General features: G+C 44.7%; 15 protein-coding genes. 9 read left to right on the top strand and 6 right to left on the bottom strand.

Features of this window, described 5'->3' with window-relative positions; translation table 11 throughout:
• Positions 1-59: 59 nt before the first annotated feature.
• The gene (locus VXQ11_RS13490; protein ID WP_416706259.1) at positions 60-899 is read left to right on the top strand and encodes an HlyC/CorC family transporter; all 840 of its coding nucleotides are present in this window, start codon (positions 60-62) and stop codon (positions 897-899) included.
• On the top strand, positions 896-2,455 hold the full coding sequence (gene lnt, locus VXQ11_RS13485) for an apolipoprotein N-acyltransferase (protein WP_064094930.1): 1,560 nt from the start codon (positions 896-898) through the stop codon (positions 2,453-2,455). Before VXQ11_RS13490 ends, lnt begins: the two co-directional genes overlap by 4 nt.
• 156 nt (positions 2,456-2,611) lie before the next feature.
• Here lnt and VXQ11_RS13480 read toward each other — a convergent pair whose 3' ends face one another.
• The 3 genes from VXQ11_RS13480 to gspF all read right to left on the bottom strand — a co-directional run bounded on the left by VXQ11_RS13480 (position 2,612) and on the right by gspF (position 4,947).
• The gene (locus tag VXQ11_RS13480) at positions 2,612-2,947 is read right to left on the bottom strand and encodes a hypothetical protein (RefSeq protein ID WP_064094931.1); all 336 of its coding nucleotides are present in this window, start codon (positions 2,945-2,947) and stop codon (positions 2,612-2,614) included.
• Positions 2,948-3,231: 284 nt separating this feature from the next.
• Positions 3,232-3,666: a type II secretion system major pseudopilin GspG gene (gspG, locus tag VXQ11_RS13475; RefSeq protein ID WP_064094932.1), complete on the bottom strand. Its 435-nt coding sequence runs from the start codon at positions 3,664-3,666 to the stop codon at positions 3,232-3,234.
• A gap of 75 nt (positions 3,667-3,741) precedes the next feature.
• Positions 3,742-4,947: a type II secretion system inner membrane protein GspF gene (gspF, locus tag VXQ11_RS13470; protein ID WP_416681132.1), complete on the bottom strand. Its 1,206-nt coding sequence runs from the start codon at positions 4,945-4,947 to the stop codon at positions 3,742-3,744.
• A 150-nt stretch (positions 4,948-5,097) separates the two neighbouring features.
• Between gspF and VXQ11_RS13465 the strand changes: the two genes are divergently transcribed.
• The 7 genes from VXQ11_RS13465 (at position 5,098) to VXQ11_RS13435 (ending at position 12,141) form a co-directional block, all read left to right on the top strand.
• Complete coding sequence (locus VXQ11_RS13465; protein WP_416706258.1) at positions 5,098-7,320, top strand: primosomal protein N'; 2,223 nt, start codon at positions 5,098-5,100, stop codon at positions 7,318-7,320.
• 75 nt (positions 7,321-7,395) lie between these two features.
• Positions 7,396-9,249, top strand: a complete 1,854-nt coding sequence (locus VXQ11_RS13460; protein WP_416706257.1) for a cation:proton antiporter — start codon at positions 7,396-7,398, stop codon at positions 9,247-9,249.
• A gap of 50 nt (positions 9,250-9,299) precedes the next feature.
• Positions 9,300-10,175 (top strand): Hsp33 family molecular chaperone HslO, encoded by an 876-nt coding sequence (locus tag VXQ11_RS13455; RefSeq protein WP_064094936.1) that lies wholly within the window; start codon positions 9,300-9,302, stop codon positions 10,173-10,175.
• A gap of 325 nt (positions 10,176-10,500) precedes the next feature.
• Positions 10,501-10,962 carry a DUF2147 domain-containing protein gene (locus VXQ11_RS13450; RefSeq protein ID WP_416681135.1) on the top strand — a complete coding sequence of 154 codons (462 nt, stop codon included), beginning with the start codon at positions 10,501-10,503 and terminating at the stop codon, positions 10,960-10,962.
• A 149-nt stretch (positions 10,963-11,111) separates the two neighbouring features.
• Entirely contained in the window at positions 11,112-11,438 is a 327-nt protein-coding gene (locus VXQ11_RS13445; protein ID WP_416706256.1) for a hypothetical protein, read from the top strand.
• A gap of 20 nt (positions 11,439-11,458) precedes the next feature.
• Positions 11,459-11,788, top strand: coding sequence for a chaperone modulator CbpM (locus VXQ11_RS13440; RefSeq protein WP_064094939.1), 330 nt, complete (start codon positions 11,459-11,461; stop codon positions 11,786-11,788).
• Positions 11,789-11,874: 86 nt separating this feature from the next.
• On the top strand, positions 11,875-12,141 hold the full coding sequence (locus VXQ11_RS13435) for a YdcH family protein (RefSeq protein WP_064094940.1): 267 nt from the start codon (positions 11,875-11,877) through the stop codon (positions 12,139-12,141).
• Positions 12,142-12,255: 114 nt separating this feature from the next.
• On the opposite strand, the gene VXQ11_RS13430 is transcribed toward VXQ11_RS13435, so the two are convergent.
• The 3 genes from VXQ11_RS13430 to rpsO form a co-directional block, all read right to left on the bottom strand.
• Positions 12,256-13,488 (bottom strand): magnesium transporter CorA family protein, encoded by a 1,233-nt coding sequence (locus tag VXQ11_RS13430; protein ID WP_064102189.1) that lies wholly within the window; start codon positions 13,486-13,488, stop codon positions 12,256-12,258.
• A 264-nt stretch (positions 13,489-13,752) separates the two neighbouring features.
• Positions 13,753-15,840: a polyribonucleotide nucleotidyltransferase gene (pnp, locus tag VXQ11_RS13425; RefSeq protein ID WP_416681171.1), complete on the bottom strand. Its 2,088-nt coding sequence runs from the start codon at positions 15,838-15,840 to the stop codon at positions 13,753-13,755.
• Between the two features lie 249 nt (positions 15,841-16,089).
• Positions 16,090-16,359 (bottom strand): 30S ribosomal protein S15, encoded by a 270-nt coding sequence (gene rpsO / locus VXQ11_RS13420; protein WP_416706255.1) that lies wholly within the window; start codon positions 16,357-16,359, stop codon positions 16,090-16,092.
• Positions 16,360-16,975: the final 616 nt, after the last annotated feature.

Below are 16,975 nucleotides of genomic sequence, written 5' to 3'. Positions count from 1 at the left end.
TTTTCTGCGGTATGATAAAACCACGTTTTTTTAGATATTAAGAGTCTTCAGGAAAAATCATGCACGAGGAATCAGGCCCGTCGTGGGGTATGCGCGGTTTACGCAAATGGCTGGGAACTGCACCCGAAACTCGCGACGAACTGCTAAAATTAGTACAAGATTCACGTCGATTTTTAGAACCCGATACTGTTGCCATGCTTGAGGGTGTACTTGACCTCCCGGCAACCAAAATTCGTGAAGTCATGACGCCCCGTACGTCCATGATCAGCTTGCAGGAAGATGACCAACTACTGGATATCCTGCATGTGCTGGTCGAGTCTGCACATTCACGCTTTCCGGTATTCTCATCCGATCAGACCGACAATGTAGTCGGAATTCTGCTGGCCAAGGATTTATTGCCTTTTCTGACCGAGCCGACCACCAAAGTCGATATTCGCGCGCTCATGCGCCAGCCTTTGTTTGTTCCAGAAAGTGCCCGTTCCGATCAGGTACTGCGCATGCTGAAAAATACCCAGACACACATTGCCGTAGTGATTGATGAATACGGTACGACTTCGGGTCTGGTGACACTGGAAGATATTCTGGAAGAGATTGTCGGTGAAATTGAAGATGAACATGACAATACCGACGAAGAAGCACAGTACATTGTTCCGGATAACGACCCGACTACTGCAAATACCTGGATAGTCCAGGCCCTGACTCCGATCGAGTATTTCAACAATATGCTGGATACGAATTTCCCTGATGATGAAGTGGAAACCATGGGCGGCTTGTTATTACAGGAAATTGGTCTGGTGAATGATCTTGAAGGTCAGACCATTGAACTGGAAGACTGGCAGTTTACCATTCTTGAGGCAGATTCACGTTCTATTCACCTGATTCGAGCCGTGCGCCAATGAGAGCGTATTTCGATAAGCTGTTGAGTTCTTCTCAGCGGCAGAAAACCTTGCCGCTGATCTATCCTGTCTTAATTGCCTTATTTGCAGGTGCCATCTTCAGCTTGGCACTGGCTCCTTATCATTACTGGTGGCTAGCCATTCTGTCTCCGGCCCTGCTCTATGCCTGCTTGCGTGGACGTAGCGCAAAACAGGCCTTTGGTATTGGCTGGGCTTACGGGATCGGCTTGTGGTTTGTGGGTGCTTTCTGGCTCTATACCTCCATCCATGTCTATGGCGATACCAGTGCCTTTCTGAGCATTGTGATGATCCTGATCATGGCGCTGGTGATGGGTCTGTTTAGTGCTGTTCAATGTTTTGTTTACCGGCGCTTTTTCCCGGAAACCCCTTTAACCTTTGCCCCGCTCTGGGTACTGTTTGAATGGGCCAAGACCTGGGTATTTACCGGGTTCCCATGGCTTTTCGCAGGCTATGCCTTTACTGAACGCTATCTGGATGCCTATGCGCCCTTATTCGGCGTATTCGGGGTTTCTTTTGTGGTGATCATTCTGGCCTGTGCGCTGGTTGAAATCCTGAATAGACGCCTGTTCTGGGCGATTCCTTCAGCCATCTTGTTACTCGGTGCCTGGGGTGCAGCACAGCTGACGTTTGTTGAGCAGAAAAATCAAAAGCCTTTAACTGTTTCCCTGATTCAGGGCAATATTCCGCAGGACCTGAAATGGCTGACAGAATATCAGGTAAAGACCTTACTGATTTATGCCAATCTGAGCAAAACCGAATGGGGCCGAGATCTGATCGTCTGGCCGGAATCTTCGATTCCTATGTTCCAGACTGATATTGAAGCCTTTCTGGAAGCCATGAAAGTCCAGGCCGAAAAATCCGGAACTGCCTGGGTGACTGGCATACCGTATTGGGATTTGGCCGAATCGCAGACTGCGGGCTATCCAAAATATTACAACAGCATTATGGCGAGCGGAGATGAGTCGGATGGGCTGTACAAGAAACAGCGTCTGGTTCCGTTTGGTGAATATATTCCCTTGTCAGGCTGGTTAAGCTGGGTATTGCCGGGTTTACAGAATGATCCGTCCATGAGTGGTTTTACTCGGGGTACAGATCATCAAGAACCGTTGAATGTAAAAAATCATCCTTTGGGTTCTGCGATTTGCTATGAGGTGGCTTATCCTAATTTGACCCGCCGTAATGCCAGCCAGAGTGATTTTCTGGTAACCGTATCTAATGATGCCTGGTTTACCGGTACAGCAGGGCCGCTACAGCATCTGCAGATGGTGCAAATGCGTGCCAAAGAAAATGGCCGCTGGTTTATCCGTGCCACCAATACTGGTGTGACTGCGTTTATTGATCACAATGGTCATATTGTGAAAAAAGCCCCGATGGATCAGGAAGCGGTATTACGTGGTGAACTTCCAGCCATGCAGGGCGAAACCCCGTATATGAAACTCAGCGACTGGCCGGTCCTGATCTTCTCGGTTCTGCTCTTGCTAGTGGGCTGGCGCTTCCGTCCACGTAAAGTGGATGTCAGCTTTAAATCTAGACGGTAATTTCTTCAAGTCCCCCTTTTACAAAGGGGGACTTAGGGGATTCTTGAATATAGTATCTTATCAACCTCTCCTAAACTCCCGTTAATAAAGGGAGAAACGCTCAAGGCAATAAAAAACCGAGGTCAATGCCTCGGTTTTTTTATTTCTTTCAAAAACTTAAAACTGCACTGCCAGATAACAGAGCATGCTGGCTAAAGACAGCATCGGTACATGACGATAAATGTGAACTACAGCCTGTTCAAATGCTGAGCTTTGCTCGGCCTGAATGCGAATAACACTCGCATTTAATGCTGACCAGAAACATAGAGCCATTAAACTGCTCATCAAACTGATGGCAAAGAAAGCCACCATAATCTGGCTGCTACCTTCGGTGCTCTGCCATAAATGAACGATTCCCTGACTGACCGGCAACATGCTTAAAACCAGAAGAACAGATTTCAGCATCAACCAGTGAAATTGGTTGATTTCATCTTTCAAGATAAATGCTTTCATATGTTTCTCCGTTGGCGAGTCAGGTGCCTTTCAGAGCATTATGAGCTTTTTCAAATAAATAGAAAGTGTAGCTTTATTCATATCTTACGAGAATTGTAATAGATAAACATGGGAATAATTCTTATTATAACTCGCATATCGTTTCTATTATTTAATTTATATAATTTTCAAAAACTTATATTGTATTTTATAATTAATACCTATTATCACTTCACTTAACACAAAAATAAGCTATGAAGTGAAGTGATATATTCCATTCAGTGAGAATTTATAATGATTCTCGATTATGGCTGATAATAAATATCGGCATCTGTTCCTTCACCGCCCGCTTGACCATCTGCCCCAAATGAATACAGATCGAAGCTTCGGCCGTCGGTACCCGGAATCACATATTGCAGTTCATTATCCCAGCTATCTTTTGGAAAACCGCCTTTGACATAACCACCCGGCATCCAGTTTTTTGCAGTCGCTGGCTGGTTCACCAGTGCATCCAGACCACCTTCCTGCATGCTTGGATATTTACCATTATCGAGCTTATATTGATCCAGTGAACCTGCAATGCTCTGTAACTTGATCACGGTGGTATCTACTTTGGCTTTTTCACCGCGCCCCATCACGTTCGGAACGATCAGCGCAGCCAGCACACCAAGAATAACAATCACCACCATGACTTCGATTAAGGTAAAGCCTGTCTGTTTATTTAATTGTTTCCTTTTCATTCACTCTCTCTCATTCATTTGCATTATTCAGACCACTTGAATCTTGATCACAGCAAAATTCTAACTGGTTACTGTTTAAATCATATTATTCATATTCACAATTGGCAGCATTACTGCTATCACAATGACCAGAACAATACTGGCCATCAGAACCAGCATTAAAGGTTCCAGCAAAGCCAGTAAAGTTGAAATCAGGGTGGTCACTTCACGATCCTGCATCTGTGAAGCACGCTCCAGCATTCGGTCGAGTTCACCGGATGCCTCGCCACTTCTGATCATTTGTACCATCATCGGCGGGAAATAACCACTGCGTTCCAGTTGGGTTGCCAGGTTACCGCCTTCGGTCACTTTTTCAGCAGCCAGATTCACCGCATCACGGATTACCCAGTTATTGCTGACCGCAGCTCCAATGCGCAATGCATCGACTAGCGGCACGCCAGACTGGGTCAAAATGGATAAGGTACTGGCAAAACGCGCGGCATTAATCCCGCGTGATAGTTTCCCAAATAGCGGCAGCTTTAAAGTCAGACGGTCAAAGGCATAATGCCCGGCGGTGGTTCTTAAAAACCGGACCAACAGGAAAATCCCCAAAGCTCCACCGATCAATAAAAATGGCCAGGCAAGGCGGATAAAATCACTGGCTTTCATCAAGGCCACGGTAATCCAGGGCAGGGCATCTTTACTCTGGTCAAAGGTCTTGACGATATCCGGCACCACATAGGTCATCAGTCCCATCACGATTGCAAAGGACATCAGCATCAGGATAATCGGATAGATCATTGCACCTTGAATTTTTTTCTGCATGGCGAAACGATTTTCGGTATAGTCTGCCAGTTGGTCCAGAATAAGATCCAGATGCCCGGAACGCTCACCGGCCGCAATCGTGGCAATATACAGCTCGGGAAACCGTCCTGATTGCTGCAAGCCTTGCGCCAGACTATGCCCTTCCAGTACTTTTGAGCGCACTGACATCAGCAGGTTTTGCACATGTACTTTTTCACTTTGCTTGCCGACGGCGCGAATGGCTTCTTCCAATGGAATCGCGGCAGCGACCAGTACGGATAACTGCCGGGTCATCAGAGCCAGATCATAGGCGGTGAGGCTTTTTTCAAACCATTTTCGTCGATAATGCCGGTCTTTTTTCTCGATAGGATCGACAGAGACTGGAATAAGCGCTTTATCCCGTAATTGTTGCCGGATCTGACGCGCAGAATCCCCTTCCAGCACGCCTTTTTGCTGCTTCCCTGAAGCATCAAGCGCAATAAACTGATATGCAGGCATTGTAATGCTCTAATTTTCCAAAATTTTGCTTAACGCTGTTGCGTCAGACCACCCAAATCATTCATATTCTTTGATATAAATTATCTGCTCACTCTAACATAATCGAACTTTAAGCACGACGAAATTTCTTCAGGATCTCCACCCCAAGATATGCAAAATTCTCACCCAGATTCAAGTCCACTTTATCGCGTACGCATTGCTGTACCTGTGCATGTATTTGATTGTTTTGATTACACAATGAGTGTAGAACAATTTGAACAGGCGCAGATTGGCGCACGTGTACTGGTGTCGTTTGGCCGGCAGAATCTGGTCGGGGTGATTATCGAAAAACTGTCCGCAGACACTCCTCTCGACCCGCGCTTTAAACTTAAGGCTGTGACCGAACTGCTCGATGAACGTGCCATTATAGATAGCAAAGTTTTAAGTTTGTTGACATGGTCAGCACAGTATTATCAGTTTCCGATCGGTGAAGTCGTCCACAGTGCCCTGCCGACCCTGCTGCGCCAGGGTAAGCCTTATAACCTGCTGGCCCGTACTTGGAAGCTCCTGGACACTAATGCCGAGGCCAAAGTACGCCGTTCGGACAAGCAGCAGGAAGCTTACCGGATTTTAAAACTGCATCCGGTCGGGACCACTGAAACTGTGCTCAACATGGCCGGGATTGAAACCGCGACCTTAAAAGCACTGGAGAAAAAAGAGATTTGCGCCTGTGTGCTGGAGCCACAAGATTTCAGTCCGCAGCCGATGCAACTGGCACAGATGCCGCTAACGGCCAATCCTGAACAAAAACATGCAGTCGAACAGGTATTAAAATATCGCAATCAATATCAGGCTTTTTTACTGGATGGTCTGACCGGTAGCGGTAAAACTGAAGTGTATTTGCAGATCATGGAACAGGTACTGAAACAGGGCAAACAGGTGCTGGTGCTGGTGCCGGAAATCGGCCTGACGCCGCAAACCATCAGCCGTTTTCAGTCCCGTTTTCATTGCCATATTGCGCTGCTGCATTCCGGGCTGAATGATTCCAAACGGCTACAAGCCTGGCAGTCGGCGGAAACCGGCAAAGCCTCGATTGTGCTGGGTACACGTTCCGCCATTTATACGCCAATGCCGAATCTGGGCCTGATCATTCTGGATGAAGAACATGACCTGTCCTTTAAACAGCAGGAAGGCTTCCGCTATCATGCCCGAGATGTCGCCCTGTACCGCGGCCATTTACAGCAATGTCCGGTAATCTTAGGGTCAGCCACACCAAGCATTGACAGTTATGCGCTGGTGCAACATGGCAAGATGCAGGCACTGGAGCTGAACCAGCGTGCCGGCACAGCCTTGATGCCCAAAATCCATATTCTGGATTTAAAAGTCACACAGAAGCAGCATGGGATTAGCCTGCAACTGATTCAGGACATCAAAAAGCGTCTGGAGAAAAAGGAACAGGTGCTGATTTTTTTAAACCGCCGTGGCTATGCCCCCGTTCTGCTTTGTGGGAGCTGTGGCTGGCAGGCGCAATGTCCGCACTGTGATGCCAACTTCACTGTACACCGTCAGCCTTATCAGCATCTGCATTGTCATCATTGCGGTACCATTCACCGGATGCCGGAACACTGCCCGCAATGTCAGCATCAGGAACTGGTTACACTGGGCATGGGCACCGGCAAAGTCGAAGAACATCTGAATGAACTCTTTCCGGATTTTGAGGTGATTCGGGTCGATCGCGATTCCACCAGTCGGGTCGGCAGCTGGCAGAAAATCTATGACAAGATTCAGAAAAGCGAACCGGCAATTCTGCTCGGCACCCAGATGCTGGCCAAAGGCCATCATTTTCCTTATGTGACGCTGGTGGCGATTCTGGATATCGATTCCGGTCTGCTCAGTGTTGATTTCCGTGCTACTGAACGGACTGCACAACTGATCGTGCAGGTGGCTGGCCGGGCCGGACGTGGTGAACACAAAGGCGATGTCTATTTGCAAACGCTCAGGCCTGATCATGCCCTACTAAATACCCTGGTCAATGAAAATTATCGCGTGTTTGCCCAGCAGACCTTAAAAGAACGGCAGATGGCCCAGATGCCGCCCTACCGTTATGCCATCCTAATTCGCTGTGAATCCAAGGATCAGGCACAAAATACCGAATTCTTACAGAAACATGCAGCTCTTCTCAGGCAATATCCCGATCTGGTGCTGGACATCTGGGGACCGATTCCTGCGCCAATGGAACGTAAGGCTGGACGCTATCAGTCACATATGGTGCTATTGTCAGCGGATCGTCCACGTCTGCATTACTATGTGCGCAGCTGGTGGCAAAACATGCTGCAGGACAAGCCTTCCAGCATGAAGCTCACGCTGGACATCGACCCTCAGGAACTGAGCTAAGAGATATTGCGCCTGAGGGTCGCTCTAGAATACGAAACTGCGAGTCTGGATCAAGCATAAATTTAGGGCAGGAAAATGTCGATACTGTTACAAATAACACTGGTTCTGGTCATTGCACTGTTGATGGTGCCACTGAGTAAAAGGCTCAGGTTGCCAAGTGTGCTGGGCTATCTGTTAACAGGAATTATCTTGAGCCCAGGCCTTTTGCATCTGATTCAGGCACCCGAAGTCATGCGTAGCTTCATGCAAGTCAGCCTGATGGCCCTGATGTTCTGGATCGGCCTGCAACTAAGACCACAACGCATCCTCCAGATCCATCCCACCCTATGGATGATGGCAACTTTACAGGTACTGACCAGCGCGCTGATTTTCAGTTTGATGGCATGGATCTTTTTGCAGCAAGGTCTGCTTGCTAGTATCGTGATTGGGCTCGCCGGCAGTTTATCTGCCATGACACTAGTCATTCAACATTTGAACAACCAGCAACAGTTTGCCACCAATTATGGTCAACAGACCTATTCGATTCTACTGGTTCATGCTTTGTTGGCCATTCTGGTAATTGCAGCCATTCCCTTATTTGCCGGGATTCGCTCGACTGAACATGGCGTGGCCTACTTTGCTGCCCTCATCGCGACATTGAGCGGTCTGTTCCTGTGTAATCGTTACCTGATGCAACCGCTATATCGCTGGATTGCCAAAAGCGGCGGTCATGAACTACATGTCATTGTGACAGTCACAGTGATCTTGGCATTATTGGTATTAATGAATACTCTCGGAATAAATCTATTCCTGGGAGCCTTGTTTGCCGGAATTTTACTGGCAGATTCAGATTTCAGGCCAGCGGTAGAAAGCACGATTCGGCCTTTTCAGGGCCTGTTGATGGGCCTGGCCTTTATCAGTCTGGGCATGTCACTGCACTTACCTGATCTGCTTAATTTCCCCTGGGTCATTCTCGGTGGCACTTTAGCTTTGATCTTGGTCAAGTTTGCAATCAACCTGACATTGGCGCGTTATCATCAAAATAGTTGGCGCAATACTACCCTGCTGGCAGCCAGTTTGGCACAAGGTGGCGAATTTGCCTTACTGGCACTGATGATTGCAGTATCCGACCAGATTATTACGGGTGATCTGCTCTCTCCCTTGCTGTGGATGGTGAGTTTTTCCTTGCTGCTGACCCCCGCATTTTATTGGTTATTGCACAGTCAGATCTTACCGCGTCTGGATCGCCACAATCATCTGGCAGCGACTTTTGAAACTGATATTAATCCTCAAGCCCATACGCCAATCCTGCTGATTGGCTTTGGCCGCTTCGGACAGATCATTGCCCGGATTTTACTGCAACAACAGCATGCATTTAGTGTCATGGATAGCACTGTGCCAGCCACTGAGCTTCTGGCGCAGTACGATATCCCTTTCTATCAGGCAGATGCGACAGAACCGGCAGCCTTGATGCAGGCAAGGGTTGCCACGGCGCAACAGGTCATTGTCGCCATTGATGATATTGAAGACTCAATGTTGATCGTGCGGCATCTGCGGCTGAATTATCCTGAAATCAGTTTATGGGTTCGCGCCCGTGACCGGCATCATGTGCAGTTATTACAGGATTTGGGCGTGCAACACATCTGGCGTGAAACCTACCTTTCTGCATTAGAATTGAGTTGCGCCTTATTAGACCAGCTCAATACTAACTCCAAAGACAGCCAGTTACAGGTCCAGAACTTCCGTGAACAGGATGAACAGCTTTTAAGTAGCCAGTATGATCTGGATCCAGATCAACATTCAAAAGATAAAAACTACCGGAACAGTTTGGCTGAACTGGAGTATCTATTTGCTCAAGATCAACGCTATAAAGTGCCAAAACCAGAGATGTCGCAGCAACCAGATACAAACAGCGTAACAATTGATATGTTAAGGGATGATCTGTCATAACTTGTGTTTTACAATAATGACACCATTAAAACAGGGTTATGGAGAATTTTATGTCTGATTTACGCCAACGCTTTTTTATTGAAGATAGCCCTGTTCGTGGTGAAGTGGTGCATCTTGAAGAAGCTTTACAAACTATTTTAGCGCAACGTGACTATGCACCTGCAGTTAAAATCCTGTTAGGTGAAATGCTCAGTGCCACTGCCCTGCTGGCCAGTACATTGAAAATTAAGGGCCGTATCAGCCTGCAAATTCAGGCATCAGGTACATTTAAATGGGCCATGGCAGAATGCAACCATTTGGGTGAAGTTCGTGCTTTGGCGGATTATGAAGAAGACCCACACTTTCTGGTGGGCGAAGACAGCAGTACGGTTTTGAAGGCACTAAACTCTCCGGTTCTGTTCATCAATATCGAACCAGAAATGGGTGAACGCTATCAGGGTATCGTACCCCTTGATAAAGAAAACCTGGCGGGCTGTCTGATGCAGTATTACGATCTGTCGGCACAGATTCCGACGCGCATCGTACTGGCAAGTGACCAGCAGCGTGCGGGCGGTTTACTGATTCAGCTGTTACCACGTAATAGTGAAGAAGAACAACGCCGTGTAGATGAAGATCTGTGGCCACGTCTGACCATGCTTACAGAAACCTTGAAGGCTGAAGAACTGGTTGGGTTGCAAGCTACTGATATTCTATATCGTTTATATAATGAAGAAGAAGTGCGTCTGCCAGATACGGAAGTGTTGAAGTTTGGCTGTACCTGCTCTAAAGAGCGTTGTGCCGTTGCCTTGCAGCAAATCGGTATAGAGTCGATCCGTGAAACACTGGAATTCCAGAATCCGATCGAGATGGACTGTCAGTTCTGTAATAGCCAGTATACGTTTACGGCTGAAGAAGCTTTAGGTCTTTTCGGTGAGCATCTGAGCTAACCAACCCTACTTCTCTGTTTTAAAAAGCATTCTTCAGGAATGCTTTTTTTCCATTTGAATCTCTACAACGCTGAAGAATAGAAAAAAGTATGTCCTTACAGTAGAAAATTCGCCCGTTCCTTAAGTTTCACTCTCTGGTAAATCTCACCCCAGACCTCTACTTAAATTGCGATATTATTTACATCAATAAAAGCCTAACATTTCTCATTTTCAGAAAATTTAAGAGAAAATAATCACATTTTATTTTCTTGATTTAATTACACTTTTAAAATAAATTAGAGCAATAATTCTAAAACGAATAGATTATCTTACCAACAGGCATGTTATGAAGAAATTATTGAATACTCTAGTAATGGGGATGAGTTTGGCCGTAGTTTCAAGTTTGGCCTTTGCCTATGAAGATCCGCTAGTGGGTAAATGGAAAACCATTGATGATCAATCTGGCTATTCCCGTGCAGATGTAGAAATTCGCAAGAAAGCGGATGGTAGCTATGAAGGGATTATTGTTGAAACACGCAGCCTGCCAGGTGCAGAAAAAATGGGGATCTGCCATAAGTGTCCAGATCAGCTCAAGAACAAGCCTTTCCTAGGGTTGCCATTTATCTGGGATTTTAAAGCAGATCCAAAAAAACCGCGTGAATACCATGATGGCAAAGTGCTCGATCCGATCAGCGGCAAAGTATACAAAGGTAAAGCACGCTTAAGCACGAATGGTAAACGTCTGACCTTACGTGGTTACGTCGGCGTATCAGTGATCGGACGCAGTGTAACCTGGGTAAAATATTAATTTAAAATATAGATTTTAAAGCCCCTGTTTTCAGGGGCTTTTTACTTTGTCATGATTTGAAACAAGAAGGTACAAATAAAAACTGTTTCCTAGGGCGGAAAATTATAATAATGGTTTGAAGACGGTTATTTTTTATTCATGTATATATGATGATCAATCTTCAGCCTCGTTCAACCTCAATTCTGCCTTTCGGGCTGTTATGTCATCCTCATTTGGTGCCACCTGTTCATCGCAGCTTTGTCAATATACGTGCCCTGCTGATCGAATATAAAACTATAAAAACAGGTTCAGCCTCCATCCTTTTGTATTTAGATGCTACTGAAGCAGATTTGGTCAGAGAGGCCGCATCATTGCATGCTCCCGTATATTCTCTCTGCATTTATGATCAGCTGAATCATCATGCCAAATATGCAGATCAGGAAAAAGATGGTGCTTTATACCAGCACCGTAATTTTCCTTTCATTTTGCATAGTTAGGCGGTTTAAGGAGTAGATCCATGACTACGATTCAATACCAAGAAAGTTTTTCACACGGTTATATTCCATCGGAAATTGTGGATGATCGTTCATTTGACCTGGCTCACTTTGCCGAAGCATGCGGACAAAGCCCGGAATGGGTCATGCAACTGATTGAATATGGAATATTGCCGGACCGTTCCAAAACCCAGCACAGTATCTTCCTGGGTGAAGATATATCACGCGCACAACGCGCCTACCGTCTGCAACGCGATTTCGATGCTTCGTTTACTGCAGTTGCCATGATGCTGGATTTGATCGATGAAGTGCAAGAGTTACGCCGTGAGGTTAAACATTTGCAACTCAAGTAAATCCTCTAATGCTCTGTCTATCTGCATACTTTTGCGGTAGCTCAGAGCTATCTATTTAATTTTAAAATGAGAGTATTAGAGTTACTATGAAAACCAAAGATTGTAATAAGAAAATCAAATACATGTTCCCCGAATATCGCGATTTAATTGTCCAGCTTCGGGAGGAAGATCCACACTTTGCCAAGTTATTTGAGGAGCATAGTGAACTGGACAAGCAAATCACTCAGCTGGAACTGGATCCAGTCAATCAGATCAATAGCGATATTGAACTGATTAAGCGTAAGAAGTTAAAAATAAAAGACGAAATATATAAAATACTGACGCAAACGGCTGAGGCAGGAAACTTGTCTTAAGTAGGAGCCAGGCAAGCCAAGCCAGGATCATCCTGCACATTGTGCCTGATGTTTGAATCCGCTTGGCTATGCTTAAAAATGTTATCTTTGTATACAAAAAAGATGTCACTGTTTTTATTTTAATTTGGTCAGTTTTTCGACTTTTTCTACGGTTTTTTTGACAGACTGCCTGATGGGCTTATAGTCCAGCAACCAGAGCAGGTTGATGTGTTGATCTTTATTTTGCTGTGCTAACAGATCAATCACGCTTTTCTCGCCCAAACCCACCAAGTGTCTGCGATAAAAATAATAGATTAATAATATGGTCGTAATACCCATGACGATTAGCATTATCCAAAATCCGGTGGGAGATTTCAAACCTGGAATAAACTCAAAATTCATCCCATAAATACCGGTTAACAGGCTCAAAGGTGCGAAGATGGCCGTGATAATGGCCAATATACGCATGTTTTCATTGGTTTGGTTGGCGATTGCAGAAAAATGTAAATCTATAGTAGCTTGGATCGAAGCACGCAGACGAACAATATGTTTCTGAATTCGCTCCACATGACTGATCAAATCATTGATACGGACTAGCAATATATCCAGTCGTTCAGACTTTTTCTTACCTTTCGCATGTGGGTAATTATCTATAATTTCATCCCTGAATTCTTGTAGAGTATCAATCTGCTCTTCACATAAATCTTCAACCTGCTGAAACGAGATGCTTTCTTGTAATAACTGATCCCATTTCTTAAATCGGCGACGCCCTTGCAATAATTCTTGCTGCCAGAATCCAACCCGTCGGGTCAGCGGTACACGCAAATCCAGATAACCATCCACCATGCTGTTTAGTAGGCGCAAGGACAAATCAAAAGGTGAAGCTGGAAGTTTACGTGACTTATTCTGTTCCCTGTTAGAATGAATAAAATTTAGCTCAATCCGGGAAATATAGTTTTGTAGGACTTTATTTCCTTGTTCACGTACCGTAACCAGAACTTGCGGCGTGATAATAAAACTGACAGGTGTGGTAGCCAGACCAAACATTTGTTCATGCTGTTCATCTGTCGTCCCTATCTCATCATCCGGAGTAATGAGCTTACGGAAAATCAGCAAGTTATAATCATCCATCGTATCAAATGAACAGGGATGCTCTAAATTTAAAATATCTTTTACATGAAATTCATTTAAAGACATATGAGCATGTTGATATATTTCTTTTTGCCAAGTTTCTACACGATTTACAACATCTATGCGGGTGCAATCAATCCAGATAAATTCAAGTTGAGTTTCAGCATCTGTAATGCGTTCTTTTTGTACAGAAAGATAATGATCTGAAAGATGCTGATAAAAATAATAAATTTTCATTAAAACTATTCTCTATTCACTATTTTAATTGCTCTATGACTGAATAGAAACTTAAGCCACTTTATCTATCAGCCTTAAAATTATGAGTCGGGCTGAAACCTTAAGCAATCACATAATGCTTTTATTTATAAGTCTTCATGACTACGCAGCTTAAAATAAGGTACAAAAAAGCCCTGTACCTGCCAAAGCAATCACCTTGGCAAAGTACAGGGCTTTTACTGATCTTTTATTCACATGGACTCAGCCATGTGAATGTGCAATCAATTATGCTTGTTCGATGTCTTTCATAGTCAGTTTAATACGACCACGGTTATCAACATCCGCAACCTGTACTTTCACATCCTGACCTTCTTTTAAAACATCTGCCACATTCGCAATACGCTCGTTCGAGATTTGAGAAATGTGAAGTAAACCGTCCGTACCTGGAAGGATGTTTACAAACGCACCAAATTCTACGATACGAATGACTTTACCTGCATAGATGGTACCTGGCTCAACTTCAGCAGTAAGTGCCTGGATTTTTGCAATTGCCGCTTGCGCAGCCGCTTTAGTTTCACCAAATACACGAACTGTACCGTTATCTTCGATATCGATTGCCGCTTTGGTTTCTTCAGTAATCGCACGAATGGTCGCGCCGCCTTTACCGATCACATCACGGATTTTATCCGGATTGATGTTGATTACCTGGAATGTCGGTGCGTGCATCGAAATTTCAGGACGCGCACGTGAAATCACCTGGTTCATCTCATTCAGGATGTGCATACGACCCGCATAAGCTTGGTTCAATGCAGATTCCATGATCTCTTCAGTGATGCCTTCGATCTTGATGTCCATTTGTAGCGCAGTAATACCGTTTGCAGAACCAGCTACTTTAAAGTCCATATCGCCCAAGTGATCTTCATCACCCAAGATGTCAGAAAGCACTGCGAAACGCTCGCCTTCTTTCACAAGACCCATCGCGATACCCGCAACTGGTGCTTTCAGTGGAACACCTGCATCCATTAACGATAATGAAGCACCACATACAGACGCCATTGAAGACGAACCGTTTGACTCTGTGATGTCAGAAACGATACGGATCACGTACGGGAAGCGGTCAGCCGCAGGAAGTACAGCTTGAACACCACGACGTGCCAGACGACCGTGACCGATTTCACGACGCTTAGGACCAGATTCACGACCAGTTTCACCTACAGAGTATGCAGGGAAGTTGTAGTGCAACATGAAGTTGTCAGTTTTGGTACCTGCAAGGGTATCAACCATCAGTGCATCACGAGTATTACCCAAAGTTGTTGTTACCAACGCCTGAGTTTCACCACGTGTGAACAATGCAGAACCGTGTGCACGATCTAGAACACCCACTTGTACGTCAATTGCACGAACAGTTTTGGTATCACGACCATCAATACGTGGCTTACCAGACAGGATATTGTCACGTACGGTACGGTATTTAAGATCTTCGAATAATTCGTTAACTTCATCAGCAATGCCAGTTTCGTCATTTTCAGGAACGAATTGAGCCAATGCTTCTTCTTGAAGTGCATCAAGTGCTGCATAACGTTCATGCTTAACTGCAATGGTGTATGCTTCAGAAATTTTCGCTTCGAATGCTTCTTTCAATTTGCCAAGAAGTTCTTCATTTTTAACCGGAGCAACCCAAGTTGACTCAGTTGCACCCGCAGCGGCAGCAAATTCTTTGATCGCCTGGATCGCGATTTGCATTTCGTCATGACCAAACAATACAGCGCCCAGCATCTGGTCTTCTGAAAGCTCTTTCGCTTCAGATTCAACCATCAACACTGCAGATTCTGTACCGGCAACCACAAGATCAAGATCAGACTCTTTGAGTTGTTCAAGGTTCGGGTTCAGAATGTATTCGCCGTTGATCAAACCAACGCGTGCGCCACCGATTGGACCACGGAATGGTGTACCAGCGATAGACAATGCAGCAGATGTACCTAACATTGCAGCAATGTCAGCATCCATCGTTTTGTCAGAAGAAATAACGGTTGCGGTTACTTGAATTTCGTTGAAGTAACCTTCCGGGAATAACGGACGGATTGGACGGTCAATCAGACGTGAAATTAAAGTCTCAGCTTCAGACTGACGGCCTTCACGCTTGCCATAACCACCCGGGATACGACCAGCAGCATATTGCTTTTCTTGATAGTTTACAGTCAATGGGAAAAAGTCTTGACCTGCTTTTGCTTTAGGCTGTGCAACAACTGCTACAAGCACCTGTACACCACCCATGGTGATTACAACACTGTTTGCCTGACGGGCAATACGACCTGTTTCTAAAGTTACAGTGTGCTGACCGAATTGAAATTCTTTACGAACAATATTAAACATCGACATGTTTTATTTTTTCCTAATTTTATTCTAGTGGAGACCCCTAAGGTTTGGCATTCACGACCAGCTGGACGAATAAATGACAAAGCTTAGAAGCCGACCTCACCAGATTAAATACTATTTTTAAACACAAAGAAGGAGCGAAATATTCGCCCCTTCCACAGACCTAGCCATAAGCTAAGCCAACTTTAGTTTTCAGCAATACAGCACAAAGCATGCAATAAACCCGAAAATAAAGTTTAAATCGAATTAACGACGTAAACCTAAAGCACCGATCAAAGTTACATAACGACCGTGGTCTTTACCATTTAGGTAATCAAGAAGCTTACGACGTTGGTTAACCATACGGATCAAACCGCGACGGCTATGGTGGTCGTGTTTGTGCTCTTTGAAGTGACCTTGTAAGTCATTGATTTGAGCAGTTAAAAGAGCTACTTGAACTTCTGGTGAACCAGTGTCGTTTTCAGCGCGAGCAAATTTAGCAATGATCTCTGCGCGATCTGCGTTAGTTAAAGCCATTCGATTTCTCCGAGATGCTTATATATTTTGATAAAAATCAAAGTAATGAGAATTCAAAACCTTGACTGCCGTGCATCACTACAGCAAGTTGCATATTTTAAGGGAAAATGCGTCAAATTGCAAAAAGAGATCCATACTTTCGCATAGTTTTGGTCGCTCATTTTCTGGGTGCTCCGAAAAAATGAATAAAAAAAAGCCCGAGTAAACTCGGGCTTTTTGGCGCTGTAGTTCTTTCTCTTATCATTATTATTTATTGTATTGTTATATAGCGTTTTACGCTTATTATTATTTTCAAACATCCTGTTGAAAATTCATCTTCCGTGTATGGTAGATTTTGCCACACTCTCTCCAGACACATAGAGGTATTTAGCGCATCTCGGTGTAAGCCATTGCGTACAATTTCCCGCCTGAAAGTTGCACAATATTACATTAATCTCGTTTTATTTAACTTTAATTACCTAAATCTACTCAATAAATTATATAAATTAGGTTAAGGAATTAAGATAATAATCTAACAACTTAGAAGTTAAAAAATAACAGGATATAAAAAAGCCTTGTAGTCTCTCCCAAAACTACAAGGCTTAGCGGCTGTAAGTTTCCTCTTTTACTTACTTCA

This window comes from Acinetobacter sp. 197, from assembly GCF_048148385.1.
In the GTDB taxonomy this organism is placed as follows: domain Bacteria; phylum Pseudomonadota; class Gammaproteobacteria; order Pseudomonadales; family Moraxellaceae; genus Acinetobacter; species Acinetobacter pecorum.
This window is presented reverse-complemented; position numbering and strand designations above follow the sequence as displayed.